Annotated in this window: 13 protein-coding genes; 10 read left to right on the top strand and 3 right to left on the bottom strand. The window is 73.4% G+C overall.

Going from position 1 to position 15,798, the window contains the following annotated elements; genetic code table 11:
• Positions 1-69: 69 nt before the first annotated feature.
• From fdxA to ABZ780_RS15805, 5 genes are read left to right on the top strand one after another with little or no spacing between them, the layout of a single operon-like run.
• Positions 70-396 carry a ferredoxin gene (gene fdxA, locus ABZ780_RS15785; protein WP_110563518.1) on the top strand — a complete coding sequence of 109 codons (327 nt, stop codon included), beginning with the start codon at positions 70-72 and terminating at the stop codon, positions 394-396.
• Positions 393-1,499 (top strand): succinyldiaminopimelate transaminase, encoded by a 1,107-nt coding sequence (dapC, locus tag ABZ780_RS15790; protein ID WP_357008191.1) that lies wholly within the window; start codon positions 393-395, stop codon positions 1,497-1,499. The genes fdxA and dapC overlap by 4 nt, the downstream gene beginning before the upstream one ends.
• Before the next feature lie 16 nt (positions 1,500-1,515).
• Positions 1,516-2,544, top strand: coding sequence for a prephenate dehydrogenase/arogenate dehydrogenase family protein (locus ABZ780_RS15795; protein ID WP_357007340.1), 1,029 nt, complete (start codon positions 1,516-1,518; stop codon positions 2,542-2,544).
• A 10-nt stretch (positions 2,545-2,554) separates the two neighbouring features.
• A complete protein-coding gene (locus ABZ780_RS15800) occupies positions 2,555-3,205 on the top strand; it encodes an SIMPL domain-containing protein (RefSeq protein WP_357007343.1) in 651 nt (216 codons plus the stop codon).
• A complete protein-coding gene (locus ABZ780_RS15805) occupies positions 3,205-3,852 on the top strand; it encodes a nucleoside/nucleotide kinase family protein (RefSeq protein ID WP_357007346.1) in 648 nt (215 codons plus the stop codon). Before ABZ780_RS15800 ends, ABZ780_RS15805 begins: the two co-directional genes overlap by 1 nt.
• Positions 3,853-3,874: 22 nt before the next feature.
• Here ABZ780_RS15805 and ABZ780_RS15810 read toward each other — a convergent pair whose 3' ends face one another.
• Positions 3,875-4,432 carry a sugar O-acetyltransferase gene (locus ABZ780_RS15810; protein WP_357007348.1) on the bottom strand — a complete coding sequence of 186 codons (558 nt, stop codon included), beginning with the start codon at positions 4,430-4,432 and terminating at the stop codon, positions 3,875-3,877.
• 139 nt (positions 4,433-4,571) lie between these two features.
• Here ABZ780_RS15810 and ABZ780_RS15815 point away from each other — a divergent pair, with 139 nt between their 5' ends.
• Positions 4,572-7,937 carry a S8 family serine peptidase gene (locus tag ABZ780_RS15815; RefSeq protein ID WP_357486439.1) on the top strand — a complete coding sequence of 1,122 codons (3,366 nt, stop codon included), beginning with the start codon at positions 4,572-4,574 and terminating at the stop codon, positions 7,935-7,937.
• 51 nt (positions 7,938-7,988) lie between these two features.
• Here the strand turns inward: ABZ780_RS15815 and dapD are convergent, their stop codons facing one another.
• Positions 7,989-8,948, bottom strand: coding sequence for a 2,3,4,5-tetrahydropyridine-2,6-dicarboxylate N-succinyltransferase (gene dapD, locus ABZ780_RS15820; protein ID WP_357007352.1), 960 nt, complete (start codon positions 8,946-8,948; stop codon positions 7,989-7,991).
• Between the two features lie 123 nt (positions 8,949-9,071).
• Between dapD and dapE the strand changes: the two genes are divergently transcribed.
• Positions 9,072-10,145: a succinyl-diaminopimelate desuccinylase gene (gene dapE / locus ABZ780_RS15825; RefSeq protein WP_357007354.1), complete on the top strand. Its 1,074-nt coding sequence runs from the start codon at positions 9,072-9,074 to the stop codon at positions 10,143-10,145.
• 48 nt (positions 10,146-10,193) lie between these two features.
• Here dapE and ABZ780_RS15830 read toward each other — a convergent pair whose 3' ends face one another.
• Positions 10,194-10,358, bottom strand: coding sequence for a hypothetical protein (locus ABZ780_RS15830; RefSeq protein WP_357007356.1), 165 nt, complete (start codon positions 10,356-10,358; stop codon positions 10,194-10,196).
• Between the two features lie 154 nt (positions 10,359-10,512).
• On the opposite strand from ABZ780_RS15830, the gene ABZ780_RS15835 reads away from it, so the two are divergent.
• The 3 genes from ABZ780_RS15835 (at position 10,513) to ABZ780_RS15845 (ending at position 15,732) form a co-directional block, all read left to right on the top strand.
• Entirely contained in the window at positions 10,513-11,376 is an 864-nt protein-coding gene (locus ABZ780_RS15835; RefSeq protein WP_357007359.1) for a TIGR00730 family Rossman fold protein, read from the top strand.
• Positions 11,376-11,921, top strand: a complete 546-nt coding sequence (locus tag ABZ780_RS15840; RefSeq protein WP_357007362.1) for a TIGR00730 family Rossman fold protein — start codon at positions 11,376-11,378, stop codon at positions 11,919-11,921. Before ABZ780_RS15835 ends, ABZ780_RS15840 begins: the two co-directional genes overlap by 1 nt.
• 181 nt (positions 11,922-12,102) lie before the next feature.
• Entirely contained in the window at positions 12,103-15,732 is a 3,630-nt protein-coding gene (locus ABZ780_RS15845; protein WP_357486441.1) for an ATP-dependent DNA helicase, read from the top strand.
• The last annotated feature ends 66 nt before the right edge of the window (positions 15,733-15,798 follow it).

Consider the following 15,798-nt stretch of genomic DNA (forward strand, 5'->3'; position numbering starts at 1 on the left):
CTCCCCGGCGAGATACTAGGCTCTTACCGTCGCGGGAGATCGCGGCGTGTCTTGCGGAGGAGAAGACCGGTGACCTACATCATCGCCGAGCCGTGCGTGGATGTGCTCGACAAGGCATGCATCGAGGAATGCCCGGTCGACTGCATTTACGAGGGCAACCGGATGCTCTACATCCACCCCGACGAGTGCGTCGACTGCGGTGCCTGTGAGCCTGTCTGCCCCGTGGAGGCGATCTTCTACGAGGACGACGTTCCGGAGCAGTGGAAGGACTACACCGGCGCCAACTACGAGTTCTTCGAGGAGCTGGGCTCGCCCGGCGGTGCCTCGAAGGTCGGCAAGGTGGAGAAGGACGCCACCTTCGTCGCCGCGCAGCCGCCGCGCGGCGAGGGCCACTGAACCGGCCCGCGCCGGTCTCGTCGCGGCTGCCCGAGTTCACCTGGGACACCCTGGACGCCGCGGCCACGCTGGCCGCGGCGCATCCGGAGGGCCTGATCAACCTCTCCATGGGCACGCCGGTCGACCCGGTCCCGGAGGTGATCCGTCGGGCGCTCGCTGACGCGTCCGACGCTCCCGGTTACCCGCTGACCGCCGGCACTCCGGCGCTGCGCGACGCGATCGCGGCGTGGGTCGCCCGCGCCTGCGGTGCCGGGGTCGACGGTCTCGGTGTGCTGCCGACCATCGGCTCCAAGGAACTGGTCGCCTGGCTGCCCACCCTGCTCGGCATCGGCCCGGGTGACGTGGTGGTCGTGCCGTCGATCGCGTACCCGACGTACGAGGACGGCGCCCGGCTGGCCGGCGCGACGGTGGTCCGTGCCGACTCGCTCACCGCGGTCGGGCCGACCTCCCGAGTGCGGTTGGTGTGGGTCAACTCGCCCGGCAACCCGACCGGCCAGGTGCTGCCCGCGGCGCACCTGCGCAAGGTGGTCGACTGGGCGCGGGAGCGCGGCGCGGTGGTCGCCAGCGACGAGTGCTACCTGCCACTCGGCTGGTCTGCCGAGCCGGTCTCGGTGCTGTCCCCGCAGGTCTGCGGCGGTGACTACTCCGGCGTGCTCGCTGTGCACTCGCTCTCCAAGCGGTCCAACCTCGCCGGTTACCGGGCCGGGTTCGTGGCCGGTGACCCGGCGCTCGTCGCCGAGTTGTTGAAGGTCCGTAAGCACGCCGGCATGATCGTGCCCGCGCCGGTGCAGGCAGCCATGGTGGCGGCTCTGCGGGACGAGCGGCACGCCGCCGAGCAGCGGGAGCGCTACCGCGCACGCCGGGAGGTGCTGAAGGCCGCGTTCACCGGCGCAGGCTTCACGGTCGAGCACTCGGAGGCCGGCCTCTACCTCTGGCTGACCCGTGGTGAGGCGTGCTGGGAGACGGTCGACTGGCTGGCCCGACGCGGCATCCTGGTCGCGGCCGGCGTCTTCTACGGCCCCTCCGCCGAGCAGTACGTCCGGGTGGCGCTGACCGAGTCCGACGAGCACGTCGCCGCGGTCGCCGGCCGGCTCCAGGCCTGACCCCGGGCGGCCGGCGATGACCGACGGCATGACCGGGCGGTACGCCGGAGTGCGGGCGGCGGTGCTCGGCACCGGCCTGATCGGCGGCTCGCTGCTGCTGCGCCTCGCCGACGCAGGGCTTGACGTCGCCGGCTGGGACCCGGACCCGGCGACTCGTGACCAGGCGCGCGAGCGCGGGCTGACGGCCCCGGCCACGATCGAGCAGGCCGTCGCAGGCCGGGACGTGGTCTTCCTCTGCGGCCCGCTGCCCACCCTGCCCCGGACACTGGCCCAGGTGGCCGAGTTGACCGCGCCGGGCTGTGTGCTGACCGACGTCGGCAGCACCAAGGTCGAGGTGGCCGAGATGGCCGAGCGGCTCGGGCTCACCGACCGGTTCGTGCCCGGGCACCCGATGGCCGGCGCGGAGTCCGCCGGTCTGACGGCCGCCTCCCCGACGTTGCTCGCCGGTGCCGCCTGGGTGCTCTGCCCGGCGACGGGCGCCGCGACGCTCGCCTTCCGCTGGCTGACCGGGCTGCTGGTGGACCTGTTCGGCGCCCGGGTGGTGCCGATGTCCGCGCCGGCACACGACTCGGTGGCCGCGCTCGCGTCGCACGTGCCGCACCTGCTGGCCGGCGCCCTGGCCGGGGCGGCCCAGCGGTCGCCGCTGCGGGACGCGGTGCTGGCGCTGGCGGCGGGGAGCTTCTCCGACGGCACCCGGGTCGCCGGCACGCCGGCCGAGCGGACGGCGAACATGCTGCTCGGCAACCGCGATCGGGTGCTGCACGAGTTGGCCGAGGTCCGCGTACTCCTGGACGAGCTGGCAGCCGCGCTGCGGGCCGGCGACGCGGCGGCCCTGACCGGCGGGTACGCGGAGGCCGGCGCGGCCCGGTCGGCGCTGCTGGGCCGCCGGTTCACCGGGCTGGAGCAGGATTTCCCGGTCGGTGGCGACCATGCTGCCGAGGTGGCCTGGTTGGGTGATCTGGGTGCGGCCGGCGGGCACCTGACCGGGTGCCGGATCGGCTCGGACGCTGTCTCCTACAGCGCCTGGTGGCCAGTGGCTGACTAAGCTGACAGCCATGGCGATGGACGGCCCGGTGGTGGAGGTGCGCGGCGAGGCGTACCGGGAGGTGCCGCCCGAGCTGGCCCGCTTCGCGGTCACCGCGAAGGCCCGTGACCGCGATCGGGAGACGACGCTGACCCGGCTGGCCGAGCGGGCCGCCGCCGTGCGGGTGCTGCTGGACGGCTCAGAGCAGACGGTGGCCCGGCGGGAGACCGGCGACCTGCGGGTCTGGCCCGAGACGCGGCGCTCCGGCGAGCGCGTGGTGGCCTGGCACGGCAGCGTCACCACCACTGTCACGGTCACCGACTTCACCGCGCTCGGCGAGCTGATGCTCCGGCTGGCCGATCAGGACCAGGTCGAGGTGGCCGGGCCCTGGTGGGAGCTGCGTACGGACAGCCCCGCGCACCGCGAGGCGCGGCACGCCGCGATCAGCGACGCGCTGCTGCGCGCCCGGGAGTACGCCGAGGCGCTCGGTGCCCGGGTCACCGCCCTGATCGAGCTGGCCGACACCGGCCCGGCCGACCGGCCGATGTTCGCCCGCGCGGCGTTCGAGGTCGGGGGCGGCGCGGGTGGCGGTGTGCCCGACCTGGAGCTGGACCCTCAGCCGCAGACCGTCCAGGCTGCCGTGCGGGCGCGGTTCACGATCAGCGAACCGGTGCTGGGCTGATGACGCCGGCCCGGGTGCTGGCCTTCGACGAGCTGGTGGCCCGGGCGCGGGCGCTGGCCGAGGCCGGTCCGCGCCAACTGCTCGGCATCACCGGGGCACCCGGTGCCGGCAAGTCCACGCTCGCCGAGCGGGTCGTCGCCGAGGTCGGGCCGAGCGCTCGGCTGGTGCCGATGGACGGCTTCCACCTGGCGCAGTCGGAGCTGGTCCGGCTGGGCCGCGCCGACCGCAAGGGCGCGGTCGACACCTTCGACGCCAACGGGTACGTCTCGCTGCTGCGCCGGTTGCACCGGCTGGAGCCGACCTCGGTGTACGCGCCGGAGTTCCGCCGGGAGCTGGAGGAGCCGGTGGCGGGGTCGATCGAGGTGCCGCCGTCGGTCCGCCTGGTGGTGACCGAGGGCAACTACTTGCTGCTGCCGGACTTCCCGTGGCAGGAGGTCCGGACGCTGTTGCACGAGGTGTGGTTCCTCGACCTGGACGTCGAGCTGCGTCTGCGCCGGTTGACCGCCCGGCACGAGGCGTTCGGGCGTTCGCCGGAAGAGGCGCGGGCCTGGGCGCTGGGCAGCGACGAGGCCAACGCCGCCCTGATCACGCCCACCGCCGACAAGGCCGACCTGGTGGTCCGCCTGCCCGAGCCGCCAGCCGCCTGACCGCCCGTCGGGGTCGACGCCGTCAGGCCAGTTCGCGGACCGGCCGGGCGGGATTGCCGACGGCGACGACGTTGGCGGGCAGGTCCCGGGTGACCACCGCGCCCGCGCCGACGACGGTGTTCGCGCCGATCGTCACCCCGGCCAGCACGATCGCGCCGCCGCCGAGCCAGACGTTGTCCCCGATCGTGATCGGCTTGGCGGCCTCCCACTTGTCGCGCCGGGGGTCGGGTTCCACCGGGTGGGTCGGGGTGAGGAGCTGCACATTCGGACCGACCTGGACGTCCGCGCCGATGGTGATCGGGGCGACGTCGAGGAAGACCGACTGGTAGTTGACGAAGCTGCGGGGCCCGATCCGGATCTGCCAGCCGTAGTCGCAGTAGAACGGTGGCCGGATCCAGGTGTCCTCACCGAGCTGACCGAGCAGTTCGCGCAGCGCCGCGAGCTGTGCCTGCGGATCGGCCGCGGGGCTGGTGTTGAAGCGTTCCATCAGCAGGGCGGCCCGGTCCCGGTCGGCGACGATCTCGGGGTCGTCGGCGAGGTAGGGCTCGCCGGCGAGCATGCGGTCCTTCATGGAGGTCACCGCCCGATCATGCCGTCCCTGGTCCGCGACGGTTGTTCAGATCGTCATATTCGGGACTTCCATCTGCATACCCAGTATGCAACTCTGATGACTGTCAATGCGTCTCCCGTGGTAAGGACGTTCCACCGAGGAGGATCCGTTGCACCACATCAGAAGATTGGCCGCTCTCGGCCTCGTGTCCGTACTGGCGCTCGCCGCGCCGGTCCCCGCCCCCGCCTCCGCCGCTGTGCCCGGTACGCCGGACCGGGCGGGCCTGGCGACCCGCCCGGCCACCCCGGGTGCGCCCATCGCCGACCGATCGGCCACGGTCACCCTCATCACCGGTGACCGGGTGACCGTCAGCGGGTCCGGCGCCGCCGTCCGACCGGGCGTCGGCCGCGAGGACGTACGGTTCCTCGTTCGACGCGAACGCGGCCACCTGTCGGTGACGCCACAGGACGCGTTGCCACTGCTCCGCGCAGGCCGGGTCGACCCGCGACTCTTCGACGTCACCGAGTTGGTCGAATCGGGCTACGACGACGCCCACCGGAACACCCTGCCGCTGCTCGTCTCGTACGGCTCGGCGGGCACCGCCCGAACTGTGGCCGGCGCGCTGCCCGGTGCCCGGGTGACCCAGGATCTGCCGGCGATCCGCGGCGCGGCCCTGAGCACCGGCAAGTCCTCCCTCGGCGCGGTCTGGGCGACGATCACCACCGGCCCCGGCGCGGCCCGGCTCGGCGCGGCGGGGGGCGTCGAGCGGATCTGGTTGGACGGTCGCCGTCGGGTGACCCTTGACCACAGCGTGCCGCAGATCGGCGCGCCAGCCGCGTGGGCGGCCGGGCTCACCGGCAAGGGAGTGTCCGTGGCCGTGCTGGACACCGGCGTCGACGCGACCCACCCGGACCTGGCCGGCAAGGTGGCCGAGGCACGCAACTTCACCGAGGTCACCGACGGTCGGGACACGGTCGGTCACGGCACCCACGTGGCCTCGACCATCGCCGGCACCGGAGCGGCCTCCGGCGGCAAGTACCGGGGCGTGGCGCCGGATGCGACGCTGCTGGACGGCAAGGTCTGCGAGGACGCCGGGTGCACCGAATCAGCGATCCTCGCCGGAATGCAGTGGGCCGCGGTGGAGAAGAAGGCCTCCGTGATCAACATGAGCCTCGGCGGCTGGGACACCCCGGAGGTCGACCCGCTGGAGGAGGCGGTGCAGACCCTTACCGCGCAGACCGGCGCCCTCTTCGTCACCGCCGCCGGCAACAGCGGCGCGGACGGCTCGGTCGGCTCCCCGGCCAGCGCGGACGCCGCGCTCGCCGTAGGCGCGGTGGACCGCGACGACGAGTTGGCCGACTTCTCCAGCCGGGGTCCTCGCGTCGGGGACGACGCCATCAAGCCGGACATCACCGCGCCAGGCGTCGACATCGTCGCCGCACGAGCCGCCAACGGTGTGATCGGCGACCCGGTGGGGGAGCGCTACGTCGCGATCTCCGGCACCTCCATGGCCACCCCGCACGTGGCCGGGTCGGCGGCGCTGCTGGCCCAGCAGCATCCGGGCTGGCGGGCCGAGCGGCTCAAGGCGACCCTGATGGCCGCCGCCAAGCCGCACCCGACGCAGACCGCCTACCAGCAGGGCGCCGGGCGGGTCGACATCGCTCACACGATCACCCAGCTGGTCAGCACCGAGCCGGCGAGTGTCTCGTTCGGGCGCGCCCTCTGGCCGCACGGCGACGACGCCCCGATCACCCGCACGGTGACCTGGCGCAACGACGGTCCCGGCCCGGTCACCCTGGACCTGAGCGTCGAGGGCGCGGGCCCCGACGGGCGGGCGCTTCCGGCCGGCATGTTCCAGCTCGGCGCGAGCCAGCTCACCGTGCCGGCGGGCGGCACGGCCGCGACCACTGTCACCGCGGACACGCGGCTCGGCGACGTCGACGGCTACTGGACCGGACGGGTCGTCGCCCGCTCCGGGTCGACGGTCGCGGTCACGCCGCTGGCCGTGCACCGGGAGGTGGAGAGCTACACGCTGACGGTGGAGCACCTGAACCGCGCCGGTGTGCGAACGGCGGACTACTCCACGCTCCTGGTCGGGCTGGCTGGCTTCGGCTTCTGGGACCTCTACGGCACCGACGGGGTGGCCACGGTACGGCTGCCCAAGGGGAAGTACGGCCTGAACAGCCTGGTCTTCGAGGCCGGGCCGGACGATGAGCCGGCCGGGCTGTCCATGCTGGCGCAGCCCGAGCTGACCGTGGAGCGCGACACGCGGATCACCGTCGATGCCCGCTGGGCGAAGCCGGTCCGGACGACCATCCCGGAACGGGGTGCCACCCCGGAGTTGATCGATGTCAGCACGGTCTTCACCGCCGATGACGGCAGTTCGTACGGCATCGGGCTCTGGACGGACACCTTCACCGGCCTGACCACCGGCCCGATCGGCAAGCCGGCCTCCGCGGACCGGTTCGTGGCCACCGTCAGCAGTCAGTGGATCAAGCCGGGCGCGGCGCCCAGCCCCTACCTGTACGCGCTGGCCGAAGCGGTCCCGGGCCGGATGCCTACCGGCTTCGTCCGGAACTACGCGCGGCGGGACCTGGCCACAGTCGTGCACCAGTTCCGGGGCGGCTACCCAGGGCTGGAGGCCGAACGGCTGGTGCTGGCCGATGTGGGGTACAACACCGGCGGCTCCGCGTTGGTCCTACCCACAGCCGTACCGGGTCAGCGGGTCGAGCACTACAACACCCGGGGCGTGAAGTGGGAGTCCGAGATCGGCTTCGGGACGCGGGACGAGGACGGCTGGCTGAACCTGAAGGCGCTGCTCTCCTCCACACCCACCGCGTACCGGGCCGGGCGGACCGTCGGAGAGGACTGGAACCAGGCGCCGTACGGGCCGTCGTTCCCGGCCCCGCGCTGGCCCGAGCAGAGCGTCACCCGGATCGGTGACACCATCCTGGTCGGGCTGCCGATCTTCAGCGACGCCGCCGGGCACCCGGGCGGATCGCTCACCGACACCGAGCGAACCAGCCTGTGGCGCAACGGGAAGCTGGTCGGCGAGAGCGAGTACGCCGGCTACGGCGAGTTCGCCGTGCCGCCGGGTGCGGCGGACTACCGGCTCAGCGCGTCGGCTACGCGCAGCTTCACCGACCTGAGCACCGCTGTGGAGTCCAGCTGGACCTTCCGGTCGAAGCACGTCGCCGGTGACGCGCCGGCCCGGTTGCCCCTGATGGCGGTGCGCTTCGCGCCTCCGCTGTGGGTCGACAACAGCGCTCCGGCCGGGCGGAGCTTCGTCGTCCCGGTGCGGGTGGAGCCGCAGCCCGGCGCGCCGGCCGCCCGGGTGCAGAAGCTGACTGTCGACGTCTCCTACGACGGCGGCAAGACCTGGCAGGCCGCCCAGGTCCGCAAGGGCGGGCACGGCTGGACGGCCACCGTCCGGCATCCCGCCGGGCCCGGTTACGCGTCCCTGCGGGCCACCGCCCGGGACGCCGCCGGCAACACGGTGACCCAACGGATCACCCAGGCGTACCGGCTGCGCTGAGGCGTACCCTCGCCGGGTCCGTGGTCGTGGGCCACGGACCCGGCGGGTACGTCAGTCGTTGGCGTGCAGGGCGGCGTTCAGCTCGATGCCCCGGCCGGTACGCGGCCGGGCCTCCAACGCGCCGGTCACCGAGTTGCGCCAGAACAGCAGGCCGTCGACGCCGGACAGCTCGCGGGCCTTGACCACCCGGCCGTCCGGCAGGGTGATCTTGGAGGCGGCGGTGATGTAGCAGCCAGCCTCGACCACGCAGTCGTCGCCGAGGGAGATGCCGACACCGGCGTTCGCGCCGATCAGGCTGCGCTCGCCGATGCTCACCCTGTCGGTGCCGCCACCGGAGAGCGTGCCCATGATCGAGGCGCCGCCGCCGACGTCGGAGCCGTCGCCGACCAGCACGCCCTGCACGATCCGGCCCTCCACCATCGAGGTGCCCACGGTGCCGGCGTTGAAGTTGACGAAGCCCTCGTGCATCACGGTGGTGCCGGCGGCCAGGTGCGCGCCGAGCCGGACCCGGTCCGCGTCGGCGATCCGCACACCCGAGGGCACCACGTAGTCGGTCATCCGGGGGAACTTGTCCACGCCGTACACCGCCAGGTGGCGGCCGGCGGCCCGCTCGATCACCCGAAGCTCGTCCACCCGCTCCGGCGGGCACGGCCCGGCGGAGGTCCAGGCCACGTTGGCCAGCTTGCCGAAGATGCCGTCGAGGTTGAGCTGGTTGGGTCGCACCAGGCGGTGGGAGAGCAGGTGCAAACGGAGGTACGCGTCCGGGGCGTCCTTGATCGGGTCGTCCAGCGAGCCGATGACGGTGACCACCTGCACGGTACGCAGACCAGGCAGCGGCCGGTCGCCGAGCGCCGTCGGCGGCAGGTCGAGCACGTCCGACTGGTCCTCACCGGCGACCAGCGGCAGCTCACCCAGGCCCAGCTTGCCGGTCGGGTACCAGGTGTCGAGCACCTGCTCGTCTGCGGTCACCGTCGCCAGGCCGATGCCCCAGGCGGAATCTGCGGACGTCACTGTTTCACCTCTCGGTCGCGGCCGGGCCGGCCTCTGCGCACGACTGCGGGGCTTCCCACGCTCGCCCCGGTGGCCCGTAAGCTCGCTCTTCGCGCTGACAGACCTGAAGGTACCGTGCGAACCATGGAGAACCCGCTGACCCCCGAGGTCCTCGCCGATCCGGTGCAGCTGACCCGCGTACTGGTCGACATAGAGTCCGTGTCCCTCAACGAGAAGGCGATCGCCGACTGCGTCGAAGAGGTGCTGCGGGGCGTACCGCACCTGACCACCCACCGGCACGGCAACACGATCATGGCGCGCACCGACCTCGGTCGGTCGCAGCGCGTCGTGCTGGCCGGGCACCTGGACACGGTGCCGCTGAACAACAACTTCCCGTCGACCATGCGCGGCGACCTGATGTACGGCTGCGGCACCTCCGACATGAAGTCCGGCGTCGCGTACGCGCTGCACCTGGCCGTGACGTTGCCCGAGCCGCGCTACGACGTGACGTACTTCTTCTACGAGGCCGAGGAGATCGAGTCCCGGTACAACGGGCTGACCCTGGTCGGCCAGGCGTTCCCGGAGTGGCTGGAGGCGGACTTCGCGGTGCTGCTGGAGCCCACGTACGGCATCGTCGAGGCGGGTTGCCAGGGCACCATGCGAGCCATCGTGACGACGACGGGTGAGCGGGCGCACGCGGCGCGCTCCTGGCACGGTGTGAACGCGATCCACGCGGCCGGTGAGGTGCTGCGGCGACTCCAGGCGTACGAGGCCCGCCGGGTCACCATCGAGGGGTGCGACTACCGCGAGGGCATGAACGCGGTGCGGATCAACGGTGGTGTCGCCGGCAACGTGATCCCCGATCACTGCGAGATCGAGGTCAACTACCGGTACGCGCCGGACCGTGACCCGGCGGCGGCGGAGGCGCACCTGCGGGAGGTCTTCGCTGGCTTCGAGGTGAAGGTGACCGACGCGGCGGCCGGCGCGCCTCCCGGGCTGGAGGCCGCTCCGGCGAAGGAGTTCGTGGCGGCGGTGGGCGCGGCGCCCATCGGCAAGCTGGGCTGGACGGACGTGGCACGGTTCGCGGCCATGGGCATCCCCGCGCTGAACTTCGGCCCGGGTGACCCCAACCTCGCCCACCACAAGGACGAGCACGTCGAGATCAGCAAGATCCGCGACGGTGCGGCAACCCTGCACCGCTGGCTGGCCCCGGCCTGACCCGGCCGTGCCCACCGCCGGCTCTCGCCGGTGATCAAGAGGTTCGCGTCAGCCTGGCCCGTTGTCGGCGGCGCGAACCTCTTGATCGGTTCCGGAGGCGGCGGGCGACAGGGCAGGGTCCAGCAGGCGGGTGCGGCGGCGCTCGGCCACCACATCTCGGATCCGTCGCTGCATCTGTCGACGGATCCGGATCATCTCGCTGTTGCTGATCACGCTGTCTCCTCCCCCGAAGGCGCGCGCCCGGGCATACCCGGTATGTGAATAGTAAGACGTACGGGGAAGCCAAATAGTTGCCCAAGATCATGAACTTTTTCTCGCCGTTCCTGCCCCGCGCACCGGGCAGGTACGGCTCCACTACGGTTGCTGCATGAGCCAGAGCAACGCGCGGGAGGCCGGTCGCGGTCCAGGTCAGGAGCGGCATCGGGGCGCGGTCACGCTGCGCCGGGGGGCGATCCCGACCAGCACCGCCGACCAGCGACTGCTGGATTCGCGTGGGCGGGGCGACTGGAAGACCAGGGACGCCTGGCGTGCGCTGCGCATCCTGTCCGAGTTCGTCGAGGGTTTCGACACCCTCGCCGACCTGCCGCCGGCGGTGAGCGTCTTCGGTTCCGCGCGCAGCAGCCCGGACAGCGCCGAGTGCCAGCTCGCTGAGCAGGTTGGCGCCGCGCTGGCCCGCGCCGGCTATGCGGTGATCACCGGGGGTGGGCCGGGTGTGATGGAGGCCGCCAACCGGGGCGCCAGCGAGGCCGGTGGCCTCTCCGTCGGGCTCGGCATCGAGCTCCCGTTCGAGCAGGGCCTCAACGACTGGGTCGATCTGGCCATCGACTTCCGCTACTTCTTCGCTCGCAAGACGATGTTCGTCAAGTACGCGCAGGCGTTCGTCGTGCTGCCCGGCGGCTTCGGCACCCTGGACGAGCTGTTCGAGGCGCTCACCCTGGTGCAGACCGGCAAGGTCACCCGGTTCCCGGTCGTCATGATGGGCGTCGCCTACTGGCAGGGGCTGCTCGACTGGCTGCGCGACACGATGGCCGCCGAAGGCAAGATCGGCCCGGTCGACCTCGACCTGATCTGCGTCACCGACGACGTCAACGCGGCGGTCCGCCACATCGTCGAGGCCGAGGCGGCGCTCTCCGTCGAGCAGGAGGCGGTCCGCGACGAGGCCGTCGCCCGTACCGGTGCCGACCAGCAGGCCGCCGCCGAGCAGGCCGCCGACCAGTCCCGGGAGAGCTGATGGCGGCGATCTGTGTCTTCTGCGCCTCGTCGCGCACCCTCGACCAGCGCTGGTTGGACCTCGCCTACGAGACCGGCGCGGAGCTGGCCCGGCGCGGGCACACGCTGGTCAGCGGCGGTGGCCGTGTCGGCATGATGGGTGCCCTGGTCGACGGCGCCCGAGTCGCTGGGGGGCGCACCGTGGGCGTGATCCCGCAGCTGCTGGTCGATCTGGAGGTCGCCGACCTGGCTTCGGACGAGCTGCTGGTGACCGACTCGATGGCCAGCCGCAAGACCGTGATGATCGACAAGTCGGACGCGTTTCTCACCCTGCCCGGCGGGCTGGGCACCCTGGACGAGCTGTTCGAGGTCTGGACCACCGCCACCCTCGCCCTGCACCGTAAGCCGATGGTGCTGGTCGACACCGACGGCTTCTACCGCCCGCTGCTGGACTGGCTCGACACGATCACCGACCAGAACTTCCTCAAACCCGGCGGCCGCGACCTCCTAACGGTGGCCCCCACCGTCCCAGAAGCCCTAAACACCCTGGAATCCGCCCTAACCTAACCCGCTGGACCCTCCCCGCCCGGTCCCGCCCCCGCTCTCGCCCCGTGCTCTCGCCCCGTTGATCATGAAGTTAGCGACGTCGTTGTCGGCGTGTCGCGCTGCTAACTTCATGATCGACGGTGGTAGATGGGGTGGTTGGGTGGTGTGGGTGGGTGTCATATGGGCGTGATGGGATGAGCTGATGCAGGCGTACCGGTTGGTGCGGCGGTCCGGTGGGCCGGCGCCGGAGGGCGGGGGCGCGCCGGCCAGCGGCGTCGTGCCCGCCGGCAGCGGTGCGTCCCAGGGCCATGCCGTGTCCGCGGGCAACGCCGTGGCCGAGGGTCATGCCGTGTCCGAGGCCGAGGTGTACGGGGTCGGTGGGGCCACCGAGGCCACCGAGGCCGTGCTTGCCGTCGGAGGGCTGGGTTGGCGGGTCGACCCGGCGCAGGCGGAGGTCGTCGGGCACACCGACGGGCCGATGCTGGTGCTCGGCGGCCCCGGCACCGGCAAGACCAGCACCCTCGTCGAGGCGGTCGCCGCCCGGGTCGCCGAGGGGGTCGATCCCGAGCGGATCCTCGTGCTGACCTTCGGTCGCCGTGGCGCCACCGCGCTGCGCCAGCGCATCGAGGCCCGGGTCGCGCAGGACGGCCACCGGGTGCTGCGCGAGCCGCTGGTCCGCACCTTCCCGGCGTACGCCTTCGGGCTGCTGCGCCGGGCCGCCGCCGAACGCGGCGAGCCGTCGCCCCGCCTGCTCACCGGCCCCGAGCAGGATCTGATCATCCGCGAGCTGTTGGACGTGGTGGGCGAGGAGCCCGAGGACGACCCGGTCGGTTGGCCCACCGACCTGCGCCCGGCCCTGCGGACCAGGGCGTTCGCCAGTCAACTGCGCGACCTGCTCATGCGCGCCGCCGAGCGCGGTGTCGGGCCGGTCGACCTGGCCCGGCTGGGCGAGAAGCTCGGCCGCGCCGACTGGCCGGCCGCCGCGCGCTTCCTGCGGGAGTACGTCGCGGTGCTCGCGCTGCGCGACGTCAGCAACCGGGGCTCGATCGCGTACGACCCGGCGGAACTGGTCCGCGCGGCCACCGGGCTGCTGCGCGACGACGAGGAACTGCTGGCCGCCGAGCGTCGCCGACTCGCCCACGTGTACGTCGACGAGCTGGCCGACACCGACCCCGCCCAGGTCGAACTGCTGTCGGTGATCGCCGGCGCCGGCAAGTCGCTTGTCGCGTTCGCCGACCCGGATTCCTCCACGTACGCCTTCCGGGGCGCCGACCCGGCCGCGGTCAGCGCCTTCCCACACCGTTTCCGCACCGCCTCCGGTGCGCCGGCCGCGCAGGTGCTGCTGACCACGTCGTACCGGGCCGGGCCCGACCTGCTCGCCGCGATCGCCCGGCTGGGCCGCCGGTTGCGCGGCCCTGCGGCGCACCGCCGGCTGCGTCCCCTGCCGGATGCGCCCGCCGGCGTGGTCGAGGTGCACACGTTCCGCTCGGCGACCAGTGAGGCCGCCTGGTTGGCGCACGCGCTGCGCTCCGCCCACCTGCTCGACGGCGTGCCATGGTCGCGGATGGCGGTGCTGGTGCGCTCCACCGCGCTGCAGTTGCCCAGCCTGCAACGGGCGCTGCACGCGGCCGGCGTACCGACCGTGGTGCACGGCGAGGACCTGCCGCTGCATCTCCAACCGGCGGTGGCGCCGCTGCTGCTCCTGCTGCGCTGCGCGCTGGAGCCGAAGCGACTGGACGAGGAGGCGGCCGTCGCGCTGCTGCACTCGCCGCTGGGCGGAGCGGACCCGCTGGCCGAGCGGCGGCTGCGGCAGGGCCTGCGCGCGATGGCGCTCGCCGGTGGTGACCGACGGCCGTCCGGGGAGCTGATCGTCGAGGCGCTGGGCGACCCGGCCGAGTTGGCCAGCATCGACCGGCGGTGGGCGGAGCCGGCCCAGGCGGTGGCCGGGCTGCTCGCCACCGCCCGGGACGCCGCCGCCCGGCCCGGCGCGACCGCCGAGACCGTGCTCTGGGCCGTCTGGCATGACAGCGGGCTGGCCGAGCGCTGGGCGGGCGCGATCGGCCAGGGGCGTCCGGAGGCCGGTGAGGGGGACCTGGCTCGGCGGCGGCGGGCCGAGGCGGCCGACCGGGACCTGGACGCGGTGCTGGTGCTCTTCGACGCGGCGGCCCGCTTCACCGACCGGCTGCCCGGCGCCCGTACCGAGGTCTTCCTCGACCACGTGCTCGCCCAGGACCTCCCGGCGGACACCATCGCGCCGACCGCCGATCGGGGTGCCGCGGTCCGGTTGCTCACCGCGCACGCCGCGAAGGGTCTGGAGTGGGACCTGGTCGCGGTGGCCGGCGTGCAGGAGGGCATCTGGCCGGACCTGCGACTGCGCGGCAGCCTGCTCGGCTCGGAACGGCTGGTCGACGTGCTCGCCGGCCGGTCCGTGGGGGGTGCCCGCGCGGCGAACGTCGTGGGACAGACCTCGGCGCTGTTGGACGAGGAACGCCGGCTGTTCCACGTCGCCATCAGCCGCGCCCGGCACCGACTGCTGGTCAGCGCGGTGGCGTCGGCGGCGGTCGGCGGGGACGACCACGAGGAACAGCCGAGCCGGTTCCTCCACGAGCTACGCCCGATCACCCCACCGGCCCCGCCGGACGGCTCCGGGCCGGTCGATCCGCCCTCGACGCCCGGCCCGCGCACCGGCCCGCCGACCGCTGGTCCCCCCGACGGCGACGACCCGCACACCACGCCCGGCGGCGACGGTGCGGCTGGCGATGGCGGCTCGGCTGGCGATGGCGACGATGGGCCGGACCGGCCGGGGGCTCTGCCGGTGACCCGTCCGCCCCGGGCGCTCACTCTGCCGGCGTTGGTCGCGGAACTGCGTACCGCCATCACCGACCCGGCCGCCCCGGCCGGCCGGCGGCGCGCGGCGGCGGCCGAACTGGCGCGGCTCGCCGCCGCCGGCGTGCCCGGCGCGCACCCGGACGACTGGTGGGGGCTGCGCGCGCTCTCCGACGACCGGCCGCTGGTCGACGAGGGGGAGCCGGTCCGGGTCACCCCGTCGGCGATGGAGAGCGCGCTGCGGTGCAGCCTGCGCTGGCTGCTGGAACGGCACGGCGGCAGCGGCCCGACCAGCACGGCGCAGGGGGTGGGCAACCTGGTGCACGCCGCCGCGATGCTGGCCGAGGACGCCAGCGCCGACCGGGGGGCGCTGCTCGACTACGTGGCCGCCCGGTTCGACGCGATCGAGTTGGCCGCCCGCTGGATGGCCGGCCCGGAGCGGGAGCGCGCCGAGGCGATGGTCGACAAGCTGCTGCGTTGGCTGGCCACCAACCCGCGCCGGCTGCTCGCCATCGAGCATGAGTTCGCGGTCCGCCTGGACGATCCGCACCGGCCGGTCCACCTGACCGGTCGGGTCGACCGGCTGGAGGTCGACGAGGACGGGCGGCTGGTGGTGATCGACCTGAAGACCGGCAAGTCCACCGCGGTCACCGGCACCGAGTTGGCCGAGCATCCGCAGCTCGGCGCCTACCAGGCGGCGGTGGAGGCGGGGGCGTTCGCCGAGTTCGGCGACGAGTCCGGTGGCGCGGCGCTCGTGCAGCTCGGCACCTCCGCGAAGGATGCCCGGGAGCAGAACCAGCCGGCGGCGGGCGAGGGTCCGGCGGCCGGCTGGGCGACGGCGCTGGTTCGGCGGACCGCCGATACGATGGCAGCCGCCACGTTCGCCGCGGTGGCCAACTCGAAGTGCCGGGTCTGCCCGGTGCGTACCAGCTGCCCGGTCTCCGGGCAGGGCCGCCAGGTCGTCGAGCCGCCGACCGTCCGGCGCACCCGTGAGCGCGAGGAGTGAGCCGGTGTTGCGAGCCCCGCAGTCGCGAACAGCGATAGCACCGTGAGCGCGAGGAGTGAGCCGGTG

This window comes from Micromonospora sp. NPDC047467 (assembly GCF_040643095.1).
GTDB lineage: Bacteria > Actinomycetota > Actinomycetes > Mycobacteriales > Micromonosporaceae > Micromonospora.